Here is a 16,452-nt window from a genome sequence, read left to right as displayed (position 1 = left end):
TAAGATTACTATGTAATTTGGAGGAAATTATGGCACTAGCAAAAATTGTTTACGCTAGTATGACTGGTAACACAGAAGAAATTGCTGATATCGTCGCCAGTAAGCTAGAAGAGTTGGGTTTGGAAGTACAGGTGCACGAATGTACGACCATTGAAACAGAAGAAATCTTGGATGCTGACTTAATTGTCGTAGCCAGCTACACTTATTCTTATGGTGGTGATGGTGAGCTTCCAGATGAAATCGTTGATTTCTATGCTGACCTAGCGGACTTGGATTTGACTGGTAAGGTGTACGGTGTTTGCGGTTCTGGTGATACCTTCTATGATGACTTCTGTAGTGCAGTAGATGACTTTGATGTCATGCTTGGTTCACGTGGTGCAGTCAAGGGTGCTGAAAATGTCAAGGTAGACCTTGCTGCTGAAGACGAGGATATCGTAAACCTAGAAAAATTTGCAACTGACCTTGCTGCCAAAGTAAATGAATAATCAAATCAACCAGTAACATCTGTTACTGGTTTTCTTAAAAGGAGAAAAAATGAATCTAGATCATATCCGGGAAAATATTAACGCTATAGATAGTCAATTAGTTGACTTGCTTGAACAACGTATGGAGCTAGTTGATCAAGTCACAGCCTTTAAGCGAGCAACTGGCAAACCTGTTTTGGACACTAGCAGAGAAAACGCTGTACTTGAACGAGTTGGAAACCTGGTTCAAAAGGACGACTACCGCTCAGCTATTCAAGCGACCTTTAGCGACATCATGGCCCAGTCCAGAGCCTATCAAGCTGGAAAACTAGCTAGCGATGACCAGTAAAGGTAAACAAATACTTCAACTCCTGCTCTTTTCTGTCCTCATGGGACTGTTAGCTGGACTGGTCACCACATTCTTCGGGAAGATTTTATTAGAAATTGGACAAGTACGGTCAGAATATTTCGATTATCTTGTCCCTTTTCTTGCATTGGCTGGACTAGTAGTTGTATTTGTCTATCAAAAATGGGGCGGAGAAGTTCAAGCTGGGATGGGGTTGGTTTTTAAAGCTGGTCAAGGTGAGGATGCACAAATTTCACCTGTTCTCATTCCGCTAATCATTTCTACAACTTGGCTCAGCCATCTTTTTGGGGCTTCCGTTGGTCGTGAAGGTGTGGCCGTTCAGCTTGGAGCTAGTCTTTCGCATTGGCTACAGAAGCATGGTTTTTCAGACTTGTCCAAAGATATGGTGACGAAGATAGGTATGGCAGCAGGTTTTGCTGGGCTCTTTCAAACACCCTTGGCTGCCAGTTTCTTTGCTATCGAAGTCTTGATTGTTGGCCAATATGCTTGGAGAAATTTGGTCTATTGTTTAATAGCTGCCTTTACAGCCTCTACTACTTCACATTTATTGGGCTTGGAAAAATTTACTCATACCATTTCGATTCCCACTTTCCAGCTTACAGATAGTTTCAAATGGATTTTTATTGCCCTATGCTTTGGGGTTATTGGTAATCTTTTTGCCTGGCTTTTAGAACAAGCAAAAAGGTATTCGTCTCGCTGGTTGCCAAATCCTTACATTAAAATAGCTATCATGGGAGTTGGACTATGCGTTCTACTTTTCTTCTTCCATCAAGGTCATTATGCTGGTTTGGGAACCAATTTAATTGATGTCAGTTTAGCTGGGGAACAGGTATTTGCATATGACTGGCTACTCAAACTTCTGCTCACTTGCTTGTGTTTAGCTGCAGGTTTTCAAGGTGGTGAGGTCACTCCGCTCTTTGCTATTGGCGCTAGTTCTGGAGCTCTTTTAGCTGGATTACTTGGCCTACCAGTAGAACTTGTTGCAGCCCTTGGCTATTGTGCTGTGTTTGGTTCTGCAACCAATACCTTACTGACACCGATTTTAATCAGCTACGAGGTATTTGGTTGGAATATCATCCCCTATGCCATTCCAGTGCTTGCCCTAGCTTATCTTGTAAACAGAAAACAAACGATTTATGGAATGCAGGTGAGGTGATATCTTCCTCTCTTTTTCCAAATTAAAAATGCTCCCATCTCACTGATAGAAACATGGTATCATCTTAATTGGCTTTAATCGAAAATCCTCTCTGCTATCCATGCAGACGCAGGAGTTGATAACGATGAATAACTTGCCCCCTTTTTGCCCCTCGGTCACTTTTTAGACTAAACAAAACCCTTGAAAATATTGATATTTCAAGGGTTTTTGTTATTTTATCTATCTCCCCTGCCGGAATCGAACCAGCAACTAATTCTTAGGAGGAATTTGTTATATCCATTTAACTAAGGGAAGCTACTCTTCTATTTTAACTCATAAAATAGAAGATTGCAAGGTCGGGCTAGTCCTTACTTGATATTCGATATTTTTCCATTTTCTTTTTAAAGAGTTCGGCATTGCTGGGAGCAGTATAGGAAATGGCATTGGCTCCTGCTTCGATAACACGACGGATGGATTCTTCAGTTGGACCTCCTGTCGCAATGATGGGAAAATCTGGAAGAACTTCACGTATTTTTTTCACTACGTTGGGAGTTTCTAGTCCACAAGAAACATTTAAAATATCTACGCCAGCCTCTATTCGTGATAACAAGTCTGCCTTCTCTGAAACGACTGTGTAGATAATGGGAATATCCGCCATCTTGTTAATTTGCTCAATCGTTTTCACGTTAGTAGGACCATTGACCACAACAGCGTAAGCTCCTTCGGACTCAGAAAGTAAACTCATATTGGCCGACCGCATTCCTGTCGTTAGTCCACCACCAACACCAGCTAAAACCGGGACAGAAGCAACCATCATAATACTTTTAAGGATGGCTGGACTAGGAGTAAATGGATAAACTGCTAAAACGGCATCTGCATTATGATTGGCAATAATCGCCACATCCGTTGTAAATAAAACCGAGCGGATACGACGACCATAAATACGAATACCACTACATTCCTTTATGATGTCAGGCACCTGCACAATATCCTGGCGTAAATCAGACAAAACAGACGGAATAAACTGCTTACTCATTCGGGACCTCCTTATATCTATAGACATAGTATAACATATTTTTTATGTTAATAGCTAGATAATTCCACTCATCTTGAGTAGCACTTATAAACATAGGATACCATCTATTAGAAGCAAAAAAAGAAGCAACTTTCGCTGCTTCCTCCCATCTTAGCGACGGATTTCTTTGATACGCGCTGCTTTACCTTGCAATGCACGTAGGTAGTACAATTTAGCACGACGTACTTTACCGTAACGTACTACTTCAATCTTATCAACACGTGGAGTGTGGATTGGGAATGTACGCTCAACACCTACACCACCAGAGATTTTACGTACAGTGTACATTTCTGAGATGCCTTGGCCTTTACGAGAGATAACAACACCCTCGAAAATCTGGATACGTTCGCGGTTACCTTCGACAACCTTAGCGTGAACACGTACAGTGTCACCAGGACGGAATGAAGGGATGTCAGTACGAAGTTGACCTTCTGTCAAACTTTGGATCAATGGATTCATTTTATTCTCCTATCTTTGTCAATCATAGGTGCTTTTAAACCCAGCGGATAAACTGTATTTTTGTGCGTCCATTACACACAAAATAGATTATACTAAAATCCTCTTTTCTTGTAAAGAAAAATACTCAAAATATTGAAAAAAACAAGCGAAACTTCGCCTGTTTTACAATCTTATTTAGCAGCCTTATAAAGTTCATCAACCTTAGTCCCACTCCTCAGCTACAAGGGCCTTGCTCCTTGTAGCACGGAAAGCCCGATTAGCTTTCCTAGAGGACTGACTAGTTTTTTCTCGGAAAAGGATCGTTTCCTCGAAAAAACGTCGCAGTTAGCTAGTAGATTAGTTGCTGAGAGCCTCTTTATACAGCTCATCTACCTTATTCCAGTTAATCACTTCAAAGAAAGCTTTGATGTAGTTTGGACGAACGTTACGGTAGTTGAGGTAGTAAGCGTGCTCCCAAACATCCAGTGCCAAGATTGGTTTCAAACCTTGCATGATTGGTGTGTCTTGGTTAGCAGTTGAGATAACTTCCAACTTGCCTTCTTTGTTGACTACTAAGAAAGCCCAGCCTGAACCGAAGCGAGTTGTTGCTGCTGTAGTGAATGCTTCTTGGAAGGCCGCAAATGAACCGAAGGTCGCATCAATATCTGCTGCCAATTCTGCTGAAATTTCTGTTTTTTCTGGTGAAAGCAATTCCCAGAAAAGTGCGTGGTTCAGGTGACCACCACCGTTGTTGATAAGGGCTTGACGGATGTCAGCTGGAATTTGCTCCACATCTGACAAGAGTGCTACCAAGTCCTCACCGATTTCTGGGTGTTTTTCAAGGGCTACATTAGCATTTGCAACATAAGTCGCATGGTGCTTGTCATGGTGCAGGGTCATTGTTTCTGCATCAATGTGTGGTTCCAAGGCATCGTATGCGTATGGTAGGTCTGGTAAAATAATTGCCATTTTTGTACTCCTCTGTCTATATGATAATCTTATTTTACTCCATTGTGAGAGCCTTTTCAACTTATTTGTCTGACTATATACTTGAAATTTTTAGCAAAGCTAGGTCAAAAAGATAGTCTTTTTCAAACACACCTGTTTTAATTTGGTAGTCTGTTTCAATCAACAATTTGACCACCTTTTTCAGAAATCCAAGAGATAAGTAGCGCGAATCCCGAAGTGCAAATTTGATTTGATAGGGATTGACCTTTCGCCCCATGATTTCTGACAATTCTGCTACCATTTGTGGCTCACTCTTGCCTTGTTCTCGAAGAAGTTGAACCTGTAAATAAGTACGGAATTGGGTCAACATAATGGCAATCAGCTTGATTTCATCCTCACCCTGTAAACGTAAATCACGAACAAGTTGACGGGCTTCATCGATTTTGGATTGAAGAACCAATTGGGTCAGGTCAAAAATATTATCCTGTAAGGTCTTAGGGATGGCAGCATCAATATCTGCCATAGTAATCAAATTTTGTCCTTTATAAGACTGCAAGAAGGCTAGGTTTTTACTGACTTCCGCAAACTCAAAATTAGATTTTACCAACAAATACTGAAAGACATCTCCATCCATATTCAAACCTAGACGCCCCAGTTCTTTCTGGAAATACTGTCGCAAGTCCGCTTCCTTCAAGGGATTGGTTTCCAGTACCAGCCCATCTCGTTTGAGGAGTTTGACCAGACGTCGCTTGCTGTCTAGCTTTCCTGGGGCTAGGATAATCAAACGGGTTGTTTCGACAGGATTTTCCAAATAAACCTCAAATTGCTTGAGTTCGTCATCTGTCAAATACCGCTTTTTATCCGTCGTCAAATCGGCAAAATAGTCTAATATGACTACTTTTTCATCTGAAAAAAATGGCAAAGATACCAAATCCAAATCGACCTGACTATAATCAGCCTCAGACATATCAAAATAGGCAAAACCCAAATCTGCGGGATCAAAATCCACCTGCCTTAAAAGTAAGTCCTTGGCAATCTGATATTGTCCGACATCCTCACCGCATAAGACTGTCAGAGAGCCCAAATTTTCTTTTCTTAATTTCTCAATCTGTCCAATAATTGTCATATCATCCTCTACTTCTCTCTCCATTTTACCATAAAAAGACACCCAGTAGGTCACTGGGTGCTGGCTAACCAAGTTTTTTAGCAGTAGGTGGGATCATCAGCTTCCTGTCTTGCTGATTTGTAAATGGGACAAGGGGAGGACGCGGTCTTTCCATATAAGCCATTACTTCTTTCCCTTCTGGTGTAAATTGTAGCAGGGAATAAAATGAATCATGATAAAAAAGGAAAATATAGCCATTTTCATAGGCTTCTTTTATCCACTTGGTCTTAGCCGCAATACTGTCCATTGGATAATCATCCACAGCCGCAACCCATAAGGGATTACGATGGGCATGCGTTAGAAGTAAGTCTGCCATGTGAATAATGGTCTGCTGGTCTTGTTTTAATAGAATGATAGAATGCCCCTTGCTGTGTCCACCTGTCCTGTGCATCTCAATACCTGGGATGATTTCAATAGATGGACCAAAGGTTTTGACTTGAGATTGAATAGCTTGCCAATTCTCCTTGAGATAGGTTGCACGGGTACGAGGATTTGGAAGACGGACTTCATCCCATTCAATTTCATTGATGTAAATGTTGGCATTGGGAAAGGTCGAAACAAGCCCGCCTTCTTCAAGACATGTCAAGCCACCCGCATGGTCATTGTGCATGTGGGTCATCAGCACTCCGTCAATATCCTGTCGGCTATAGCCCAATTCAGCCAAACTTTCTAACATTCTGTTCTCAGAAACAACCCCTAAATTTCTAACTTGTTTGGCATCTAATTTTTCAGTCCCCAAACTGCTATCAATCAGAAATTTCTTTCCCTTATATTCAATGAGTATAGGATCTGTCAAATCAGCTACCAAACCGTCGGCTGTTGTTGGATAATATCTGGACCAAACAGCCTTGGGAACAGGCCCAAATAAGGTACCTGCATCTGTATATTTGTCGGCTCCCCGTAGCCAGGTAATCCTCATTTCTCCAAATTCAAATGCTTGTAACATGGTTTCTCCTTTATCCGACTGGTACATTCAGACTGCTCATGCAATTGCAACCACCCGTTTGCTCTTCACTAGTTGGGACATGAAACTTCAGTATTTCCTCATAGATGAAATTCTCTGCCTCCCCCACTCGTTTACGATGCGGTCGACACAGCCAGACATTAAAGGGTAGGGCATCACGAAAGTGAACGACCCTAAACTGACTTTCATCAATCAATTCTTCGACACTATTCGGCAACACACTAACGATATCATTTCCTGCTGTTGCAGCGACCATATAGTCCCAAGAAGAGGAATGATGTAGACGTTGAATATCTATATTCTCATCCTTCAACTTCTGCATAATATTGCTATAGCTGGTAAAGTTTTGATTAAAGGTCGTTATGGGATAGTCCTGCAAGTCGCTCCATTCCAAATATTCCTTACTGGCTAGCGGATGGTCTTTATCCATAAAAGCAACGTACTCATCTTTGTGGATTAGGTGCTGTTCATATTTTTTGCTATCCAACTTGGTCGGCTCGACTAGGAGAGCTATATTTAGCTCATTGTCCACAAATTTTTTCCATATTTCCAAACTACCCCCCTCTAAAATTTCGATATTGATAGTGGGGTAATTGACATAAAATTTGGGCAAAAGATGAGAAAAATAAGCTCTCAAAATGATGGACGGAAGACCCAGTCGGATAGTTCCTTGCTGTTTGGCAGCTTCTTTTTGAATAACATCCTGCATTTCTTCGTATTTGGCAACAATTTCTGTCGCAAAACGATAGACCATACGACCCGCTTCTGTCATACCATCCAAGCGCCCATTTTTACGATTAAATAATTGAATGCCTTCACTTGCTTCAAAATGCGTGATAAATTGACTTAAGGCAGACTGGCTAATATGAATTTTCTTAGCTGCAAGGGATAAATTACATCTGCACTCCACGATATTGATCAGGTATCCCATTTGTACAATATCCATGCCCATTACACTACTCCTTCTATTACAAGGACCAATTTTAAGAGAAGTGCTTCCCCTTCTCTTCTTTTACACGTTTTATTTATATCATTATACCATATATACTCTATTTTGCATACTTATTGATTGGAAAAGTCAATTGTTTTTGAGCAAGGCTAGCACTCCTTGAAAAAAGAAAAAGAAAACGAACAAACTATCTGCTCTTGTAATTCCAGATGTTTGTCCGTTTCTGATACTAATTCTTAAGCAAAATCTATTCCGCTTTATTCAGCTTTTTTGCGACCAATCCAGAAACTAAAGCCTAAGGATGCAAGTAAGAATCCTAGAAGACTTAGATTGTTTCTCTCCCCTGTTTCAGGTAAACGATTGGAAGTTGACGTGGCTGAATTGCTACTTGTCAAGGTGGCACTTAACTGGTCTGCCTGCTTCTGAGGTACGGCTACCAACGGTAACACAGCTGGCTTGGTCTCCGTATTTTTCTGCCGTTGCTGTAACAATGAAACGGCTGGCATTGCCGGAGTATAAGCTTCACTTCTTGTTACTGTTAGAGGCAAGGTACCACTTGGAATAAAATGAGTAACCCCCTTGCCTTTTGCAGTCACCAATAATGGCAAAATCCCTTCTGGCAAGAAGTGGCTGATACTTGCCCCTTTGGAAGTTACCATCAATGGAAGTGTTCCCTCTAGTAACTGATGATTGACAGAACTACCTTTAGCAATCTCCAAACTTGGTAAGCTATGGTCTAGACCATCACCTGTAGACCAAATTGCTCCATCTAATAGACCAAGTGAAATCTTATGACCAGCATTCAGGAGTTGGACAATAGCGTCTACAGAGAAAGTCGGAAGACTGTGCAATAAGGCTCCACCATTTGCCGTTTCAAGAGGTGGGAGAATTCCGACTGGCAATTCATGGGTAACTCCCTTGCCTTTGGCAGTAACCAACGGTTCTAAAACACCTGCTGGCAATTCATGACGAACACCGCCTCCATTTGCCGTTTCAAGAGGCGGAAGAATTCCGACCGGCAATTCATGGGTAACTCCCTTGCCTTTGGCAGTAACCAACGGTTCTAAAACGCCTGCTGGCAATTCATGACGAACACCGCCTCCATTTGCCGTTTCAAGAGGTGGAAGAATTCCGACCGGCAATTCATGAGTAACTCCCTTGCCTTTGGCAGTAACCAACGGTTCTAAAACACCTGCTGGCAATTCATGACGAACACCTCCTCCATTTGCCGTTTCAAGAGGTGGAAGAATTCCGACCGGCAATTCATGGGTAACTCCCTTGCCTTTGGCAATAACCAACGGTTCTAAAACACCTGCTGGTAAGCTGTGTTTGGCAACTTCTCCATTTTTTATTGTGAGGATATGAAGAGGTACTACAAGCTCTTCTTGGCTACGGTCGTCATAGACCACACGAACAGTCATGGAGTGGTCGCCACTAGACTGTGGAATAGGAGTGACTACTACAACATCAAATTGACCTGCTTCAGCTAGTAGACTGATTTGCTTCACAATTTCAGCTGTTGTTTCCTCACTACTGCTTGCCGGCAGAACATGGGCTTCCCCATTAACGTGAGGCTGGTAGCGACTTGCTTTTGGCAGAACCAAGACTACTGGAATCTCAATCGTTTTACTGCTAGTGATAGCTGTCAACACCGTTCTGTCAAAGTTTGGATCCAACTGATAGGTTCCCTCTGTTGCTATAGGCAAATCGTTCTCTACACCTGTGATAGACTGCCCATTATCAACTTGCACCTGCTTCTCTTTTAACAACTGACCTGACTGGGTGAAGTGCAAGGTTACTGTATGAGTTTGAACAGGCTGTTTTAGCTCTACCAAGCGATAAACAATTTCATCTTTGACCAGGTCAAAACGATTATAGCCTTTCTCCAAGGTAATACGAGCTGTAGGAGATAATAGTCCCTCAACCTTTATATATTCCTTGTCTATATTCTTGGATAGATCTTGTTCAAATCCTCTAACCAGTACCTCAACATTTCCCTCAATATCTCCTATTACATTGAGACTGGATTCCACTGGAATAATGACTGTTCCCTGACCAGATAAGCTACCTAAGGTGACTGGATCATTGGCAATAGTCAACTGAGTACCCGATTCTAGCTCTACACCAGTCGAGATTTCAGATACCTGACTAGCTAAACTAACATCCGCCTTATTGACCAATTCAAGCGTTTGGATGTTCTGTAGATTGAGTCCGTAGATACGTGCAGTATCAATAGTAACTGTATTATCCCAACTTCCGTTGCCGTCAATTGACTTCAGACTGCTAGATTTTGACGTAACCAAAACTGGCCCCATCACATCTTCTCCATTGACACCTGACAGTTTGATTCCTTGGTCTACACTAACAAAATCCGACAGGATAGAAATGGTTACTGGAATGTTACTTACTGAATCAGCATTTCCAGCATAAATGGTGTTAAACCGAGTGTCTGAATTTCCATTAAGAATGGTAATTTTCCCATGACTGCCTGCTGGTTGACCTGAACGAGAACCGGCAATTAGAGTTGGACGCAAGTCACTTTGTGCCTGACTCATTGTTGTAGATACCTGATCCAAGGTCAAGTGATAGCCATTGGCATAAATATTGGGTTGTTTACTACCATCTGCCAACATATTTAATGTTAGATCCGCAAAGGTCACATCAGCCCCTAGCTCCACATCAGGTCCACGGAAGCTTAAACGATGACCTTGACCATCAATGGTAACAGCCTTATCAAGGAGGAAAGGTTTATCCTGCCGGTGCATGATATTGTCAACAAGCTTGATCCTATCCCCGTTTTTTGCTTGGGCAAGAGCGTAGGAGAGGCTCTGGTAAGGGCTATCAAGAGTGCCGCGACCATCTTGGGATTTCTCATCACCATTGGTTACATACAAATCACGCGCCACTTGTTCCTGATAAATGCTAGTACGGAAGTCATCTGTATCCTTCAAATAAGCCTGGAAGATGCTCTTTTTCAAGTCTTGAACAGCCGAAACTCTGGTGGACAAGGGAACCTTATTAGCAGCATTACTTTTCAGTCGTTCTAAGTCTTTGGCAATGGCTTCATCCATCAAACTCTGAATAGCAGCGAAATCGCTGGCTACACTAGTGGATTTTAGCTCAGTAACCTTGGCGATGCGACGGTCAAACATAGCCTTCTTAAAGGTTGCTAGGTCTCCTCCATATTCTGGCATAATGGCAGTAAGAGCTGCCTGATCATTGGCATATTGGCCAGAAACATAGGCTACCATCCCCTTTTCATAACCGTATTCACCTAATAGTTCATAGGCATTCCGTTTAAAGCTAATATCACCTCCGCTACCCGTATCATTTTGAAGGGCAGCATAAATTGGTTCAAAGAGAGGAATGGTATAGTAGGAGTTCGTACGGGCAGTTCCTCTGGTTTCCATACCATTGAACTTATACCGTCCCGAAATTAAGCCTTGATCTACAAAATCAGCAATCGTCTGTAAGTTTGCAGCTGAAGCTGTATCAATTGAGTTGACGATTTCAGTCGTTTTTCCTCCGCCATTATTGGCTGGATTTGGAATGAGGCTGATTTTATTAAGCAGAACAGCCCTTTCATCAGGAGCCTTCTTCAAGATTGACTGGGCCTCTGCATAGTCCAGAGTGTAAATCACATCCAAAATACCCTGCATATAGGTCTTGAGGTCATCACTTGTTTGGAAACGGTCTGGACTAGCATTTTGTGTCCGATTGTCCCCCATGCGATAGGCTGTATTGATAATAAAGCTCGGGTCTTGATAGGGTGTTTTAGCAACATCCATAGACTCAAACATTCCTCTGGCAAAAACTTCTTGTAACTGGCCAGCTCGTCTATCATAGCCATTTAACCAAACGTTCTTATCCAGCATATGGGTCAATTCATGAGTATAGACAGACTGACCTGCCTCAGACAGGGATTTTTTCAAAAAGAGATTAATGGAAGTCTTTCCATTGGCCTGACCATCAGCTTGTAAAAAGTTGGCATAAAGGCTGAGCGGTCTGATAAATTTCTCGACCCCTTCTAAAACTCCTGAACCATATTTGGGTGAATAAAGTTCTTGAACGCGCTGAGTAGCTGTCCCTAGTTTCTGCGGACTATCAACCACAATAATGGCTTCATGATTGGCTAGAATATCCCTGTTCTGACTGATGCGATGCCAGAATTTCAAAAAGCTTTCCTGGTCATCAGCGTAGGATTGTAAGTTAGCTTTAAACGTTGCCATGCCGGTCTGGTCACCTGGTCGGACATAGGATTCCGTTAAACCGTAGTTGACTGTGTTTGAAGTGCTAATGGCATATACGAGATCACTAGGTAGGGTCAGGAGAGGAATGAAATGGTTGTTCAGACGTACATTGCTCTTTAATTTCTGATAGAGCGAGGAGTTCCCGTAAGGAGATTGGGACTCTGCCAGATGAGCCTTGCTAGTATCCTTAAACCATTGCTCACCTGTTTTGCCTGGTTCAAACAAGCTTACTCCCTTCTCCACAAAGGAGAAAATATCAGCTTGATTTGTAATTGGAGCTAGTTTAGTTTGGTAAGCGGTCGCTGACTGACCCAAAGTCAAATCACGATAGGTTAAAGTGTTCAAAATACTAAGTGTATTTAAGGGGGAGCCTCCACCTCCGAACACCCGGGGATAATGTAATATCAAATCCTTTGCCTGATATTGACCAAATTCAAAGGAATATTGGCGATCCAGATAGGATAAACCTGCTAAGATTTTCTCTTTATTGCGACGGATATCCTCTACATTGACCTGACTTGATTTCTCAAAAATACCTGTCAGCGTCGTTTCAATCTTAGCCTTTACTCGCTCAAAACTCTCCCTCATATCCAGCATATCCATATAGGCTGTCTGCTTGAGAGTTTGTAGCTGGTCAACTGGTAAATTACTTCCACCATTTTCCTGACGAATAGCCTTTTCCAAGTCTATTTTTTCAAAAAAATTTTCTTGATGAGATAAATGAGGATAGAGTGATTCGTAGGTCACACCTGCAAAGTCATCTTTCAGCGAAGCGACCTGTTGAGCAACTGTTTCACTGGTCTGGCTTGTAGTTGGCTGAGCCGTTGCAGAAACCATCTGACTGCTGCCATCTGAATTGACTACTAGGTATTGATGAACAGTAACTCCACTGACTGAGGTCATCAGCTTTCCATTGGCATCTAGCGGTAATTTAGCCAACTCCTGAGCTGCCACACTGCGAGCCATTCGAGCTGAACGTAACACAGGCTGAACGACTTCTTCTACTACTTGATTGGTCGGAGTAGCTTCTTCTACTAATGTTTCGGATAGTTGAACTGGTTGACTAACCTGATCCGGTGAAGCTACTACCGGTTGTTCTACTTGACTTAGATCCATATCTGCATCCCCAGTAGCTGAAGAAGTGCTTTCAGTTGGCTCAATCGACGGAGAAACTTCTCCAGCAACTTGCGCACTCTGTTCTCCCCCTACTGTCTGATTTTGCACTGGTTCCGCTTGACTTGGTACAACTGTTTGACTGACTGCTAGCTCCTGATTGGTAGCACTATCTTGTACTACTGGTTCTGTTTCTACCAGTCCACTATCTTGAGATGGCGTTTCTTGAGGACTAGTCGTAGCCGATTGAGAACTAGCTACTTCCTCTACTACCTCAGTCTGCCCACTAACAGCTTGTACTTGTGTGGCTTCCTCTGTCACTGTCGGACTAGTTTGACTGGTTGCAAGGCTACTAGTAGGAGCTGTGCTTGCCTCTTGGGCCGCCGCTACTTGCCCTCCAAGGACGCTAAAACTAACTGCCAGGGCAACTGACACGACACCGATGGAAAACTTCCGTATGCCAAAATGCTGCTTCTTTTGTAAAAAATGTAAATTCATTAAAATCTCCTTTTGAGGCAAATAAAAAATCTACTACAATTATATAAGTAAGAAGCACGAAATGCAAAGAAAACGGTAGAAATCTTACATAAACAAGAAAATTTCCTAACAATAGCCGTCAGGAAACTAAATATTATCGTAATTTTATTGTGAATTCTTCAAAATTTACTCCCTCACCGTTTCAATCTTCCACTCCTTCCAGCCTCTAAATCGAATAGCTCCTTGCTGGTCTGTGCGATAGACTTGAATATTGTGACTATCAAATCGTTCCAAGGTTTCTTGGTGTGGATGCTTGTAGCGGTTATTTTCTCCTGCTGATACCAGGGCAATCTTGACTCCGATATGGTCTAGAAACTCAGGATAGGAGGACCCTTTGGAGCCATGGTGACCAGCCTTGAGAACATCGACAGGCAGGTCGGGATAGGTTTCTATCAAGTCCTGTTCCCCCTGCTCCAAGTCCCCTGTAAAGAGAAAATTGGTTTCCAGCAAGCGACCGTAAAGGACAATAGAATCATTATTACCACCGTCGCCTGTCCCGTCTGGATAAAGGACTTCCAGATAGGAGTCAAACATCGGCAGGCGGTCGCCCACTTTTACCACATGGACAGGCACATTGATTTTTTTCAGAGTTGCTACAAAGTCAGGCACCGTCAGACTTCCCGGCGACACGACAATCCGTCCAATTTTCACCTGCTTAGCCACTTCCAGCACATCGCCCACATGGTCTGTGTCGGTGTGGGTCAGCACTAGACTATCAATCCTATCCACACCCCGACTATGCAGATAGGGAATCAAAGTCCGCTCTGCATTTGCCTGCGAAGACCGCTCCTGCCAGGCTTCCTTGGCCGCGAAATTGACTCGTCCGCCCACATCAATCAGGACCGTCCGCCCCCGCATATCCCGCAAAAAGATGCTGTCCCCCTGCCCGATGTCCACCACCGTCACCTCGTTTTCCAGCGGGTGTTTGGTTATGAAAAATAGCAGAGCGAGGACCAAGCTCAGTCCTAGAAGCCATTTCTTTCTCCTGTGGAAATCGTAGAGCAAGAAGAGGCTGACCAGCAAAAGCAAGAGGACCAGCTCAGACGGCTTGCCCAGTATCCAAGGTCGCAAGCCCAAATCCGCCACCCAGACAATGATTTTTTCCATAAAGACAAAAAATCCGTTGACCCAAGTAATCTTAACCAAGGGCGATAGAAGAAAAATGACCGACAAGCCTGGCAAGAGCAGGACATCAAAGACAAAAGAAAAGGCAAAGGTCAGGAGGATAGATAAGGGCTGGAAGGCATAGAAATAGGTCATAAGCACTGGCAAAATCCCCAGCGAAATACTGAAACTCTCCACCGCGGTCTTTTTGACCTGCCCCAAGTCTTCAAAATCAAAGACCGTCAGCAAGAAAGCATAGGTAAAGGTCAAGACACCACCAGCTGTCAAGAGAAATCGGGGCAACATCAACATACAGACAAAGACCGTCGCTGCAAAGTTGTGCAACTTCCGCAAGCCCAGATTACCCAGAATTTTCTGGACCAAGGACCGCACAACCGACACCGAAAAGCCAGTTAAGCCCGCATAGACAAGGGAAAAGGGAATCTGCAACTTATCTACGGTTTCCTTGGTCAAGCCCAAACGCAGTAAAATCCAGCGAAACTTATCGGTGAAAAATCCAACTTGCATACCAGACAGGGCAAAGAGATGAATGATGCCCAGACTAGAATAGAGGTCACTCATCTGGTCAAACTCACTATCCAGCTCCCCAAACAAAAGCCCTGTCATGTAGTGGCTCATAGGAGCTGGAAAATTGGTTTTGACATAGACCAAGGCTTGCCTCCGCCAGCTTGACAGCCAGTCAAAGACATTCCAAGACTGGACTGGGACAATCTTCTTGATTGCCGTAATCGTGACTGTCCGGTAAATTCCCTGCGTTTTCAGATAGGCCTGGTAGTCAAAACCCTTGAAATTCCGCTGACCAGCTGGCAGGCTGACCTCTGCTTCCACTTCTAGCTGGACCAGGTCTGCCAGCTTTTGAAAATAGACTTGCTCCTCCTGACTGGTTAATTTATAGAAAACCTGATAGGTTTGTCCGTCAGCCCGACCGCGGAAGGACAGGCTGTCCCCGTTGACTTCAATGGTATCCGGAATGACCTGCACAGTGGTGACTTGCTCTGGAGCTGTCTGGTCTGCCCGCTCCCATTGGACCTTTTGGCATCCGAAAAACAGGCCAAACAGGGCTAGAAGCGGCAGCGTTTTGATGAAAACTGTCTTACCTTGCCGAAACCCAAAGACAGCTAGCAACAAACTCAGCAGGCCCATTGTCAAGAGGGAAAAAGAATGGACTGCAAAGTAGGCCGCCACCGCCAAGACTGCCAGGTGAATGGGCTGGCAGGGGAGCTTACTCAACCGTGACATAAGGTCGGATGCTTTCCATGGTCTTGTCGCCGATGCCCGATACATTGTTGAGGTCATCCACCGACTTGAAGCCACCGTTGGCCTCACGATAGGCGATAATGTCCGCCGCCCGCTTGGCACCAATACCAGAAATGGTCTGTAGGTCCGCCTCAGTCGCCGTATTCAGATTGACCAGACTGGTGCTTTTTTCTTCTGGGGACATAGCAGAGCTGGCAGTCGTGCTGGCAACCACCGAGATATTTTCATCCTTGCTGGCCACATAGACCACCGCCTCGTCGCTGAGCTTCTGAGCCAGATTGATAGATTTGGGATCTGCCTGACTGGTCAAGCCACCAGCTGCCGCAACTGCGTCATTGACACGACTACCTACTTCTAAAGTATATAGCCCAGGCTTTTCCACCGCTCCTTTGACATCAATGACTAGCTGACTAAGCTCCTCGCTCTCTTCTGTACTGACTTCTTCAAGCTGCTCCTGACTACTTGAAGTTTGTTCGGTCTGGGGAAAATCAGTCAGACCTGTCTGGTCAGACTTATCTGGTTGGCTGAAAATTAAGAATGTCGCCATAAGCAAACCAGCTGCCGCAGGCAGGGCAATCTGCCACTTGTATTCTTTTAAGCTTTCTACATAGGTTTTAATCTTGTTCATAAAGTACCTCCACCTATATAGTGCGTAAAAAATATGA

Annotated in this window: 12 protein-coding genes and 1 tRNA gene; 3 read left to right on the top strand and 10 right to left on the bottom strand. The window is 43.5% G+C overall.

Features of this window, described 5'->3' with window-relative positions:
* Positions 1–29: 29 nt before the first annotated feature.
* From C1G53_RS01505 to C1G53_RS01495, 3 genes are read left to right on the top strand one after another with little or no spacing between them, the layout of a single operon-like run.
* The gene (locus C1G53_RS01505; RefSeq protein ID WP_105117408.1) at positions 30–485 is read left to right on the top strand and encodes a flavodoxin; all 456 of its coding nucleotides are present in this window, start codon (positions 30–32) and stop codon (positions 483–485) included.
* Between the two features lie 49 nt (positions 486–534).
* A complete protein-coding gene (locus C1G53_RS01500) occupies positions 535–813 on the top strand; it encodes a chorismate mutase (protein WP_105117407.1) in 279 nt (92 codons plus the stop codon).
* A complete protein-coding gene (locus C1G53_RS01495; protein WP_105117406.1) occupies positions 803–1,987 on the top strand; it encodes a chloride channel protein in 1,185 nt (394 codons plus the stop codon). The genes C1G53_RS01500 and C1G53_RS01495 overlap by 11 nt, the downstream gene beginning before the upstream one ends.
* A gap of 222 nt (positions 1,988–2,209) precedes the next feature.
* Here C1G53_RS01495 and C1G53_RS01490 read toward each other — a convergent pair.
* From C1G53_RS01490 to C1G53_RS01445, 10 genes are all read right to left on the bottom strand, one after another.
* A tRNA-Arg gene (locus C1G53_RS01490) sits at positions 2,210–2,281 on the bottom strand.
* 46 nt (positions 2,282–2,327) lie between these two features.
* The gene (locus C1G53_RS01485; protein ID WP_105117405.1) at positions 2,328–3,002 is read right to left on the bottom strand and encodes a hydrolase; all 675 of its coding nucleotides are present in this window, start codon (positions 3,000–3,002) and stop codon (positions 2,328–2,330) included.
* Positions 3,003–3,152: 150 nt separating this feature from the next.
* Positions 3,153–3,500, bottom strand: coding sequence for a 50S ribosomal protein L19 (gene rplS / locus C1G53_RS01480; protein WP_011921928.1), 348 nt, complete (start codon positions 3,498–3,500; stop codon positions 3,153–3,155).
* Positions 3,501–3,836: 336 nt separating this feature from the next.
* Positions 3,837–4,448, bottom strand: a complete 612-nt coding sequence (sodA, locus tag C1G53_RS01475; protein WP_105117404.1) for a superoxide dismutase SodA — start codon at positions 4,446–4,448, stop codon at positions 3,837–3,839.
* A gap of 73 nt (positions 4,449–4,521) precedes the next feature.
* Complete coding sequence (holA, locus tag C1G53_RS01470; protein WP_105117453.1) at positions 4,522–5,553, bottom strand: DNA polymerase III subunit delta; 1,032 nt, start codon at positions 5,551–5,553, stop codon at positions 4,522–4,524.
* 64 nt (positions 5,554–5,617) lie between these two features.
* Complete coding sequence (locus tag C1G53_RS01465) at positions 5,618–6,538, bottom strand: MBL fold metallo-hydrolase (RefSeq protein WP_105117403.1); 921 nt, start codon at positions 6,536–6,538, stop codon at positions 5,618–5,620.
* 10 nt (positions 6,539–6,548) lie between these two features.
* Entirely contained in the window at positions 6,549–7,502 is a 954-nt protein-coding gene (locus tag C1G53_RS01460) for a LysR family transcriptional regulator (protein WP_105117452.1), read from the bottom strand.
* Positions 7,503–7,762: 260 nt separating this feature from the next.
* Positions 7,763–13,366 (bottom strand): ZmpA/ZmpB/ZmpC family metallo-endopeptidase, encoded by a 5,604-nt coding sequence (locus C1G53_RS01455; protein ID WP_105117402.1) that lies wholly within the window; start codon positions 13,364–13,366, stop codon positions 7,763–7,765.
* 165 nt (positions 13,367–13,531) lie between these two features.
* Entirely contained in the window at positions 13,532–15,769 is a 2,238-nt protein-coding gene (locus tag C1G53_RS01450) for a DNA internalization-related competence protein ComEC/Rec2 (protein WP_105117401.1), read from the bottom strand.
* Entirely contained in the window at positions 15,753–16,415 is a 663-nt protein-coding gene (locus C1G53_RS01445; protein ID WP_105117400.1) for a helix-hairpin-helix domain-containing protein, read from the bottom strand. The genes C1G53_RS01450 and C1G53_RS01445 overlap by 17 nt, the downstream gene beginning before the upstream one ends.
* Between the last annotated feature and the right edge of the window lie 37 nt (positions 16,416–16,452).

The sequence above is a fragment of the Streptococcus suis genome, from assembly GCF_002960445.1.
GTDB lineage: Bacteria > Bacillota > Bacilli > Lactobacillales > Streptococcaceae > Streptococcus > Streptococcus hyiners.
The sequence above is the reverse complement of the archived record's forward strand: the minus strand, read 5'-3'. Positions and strand labels throughout refer to the sequence as shown.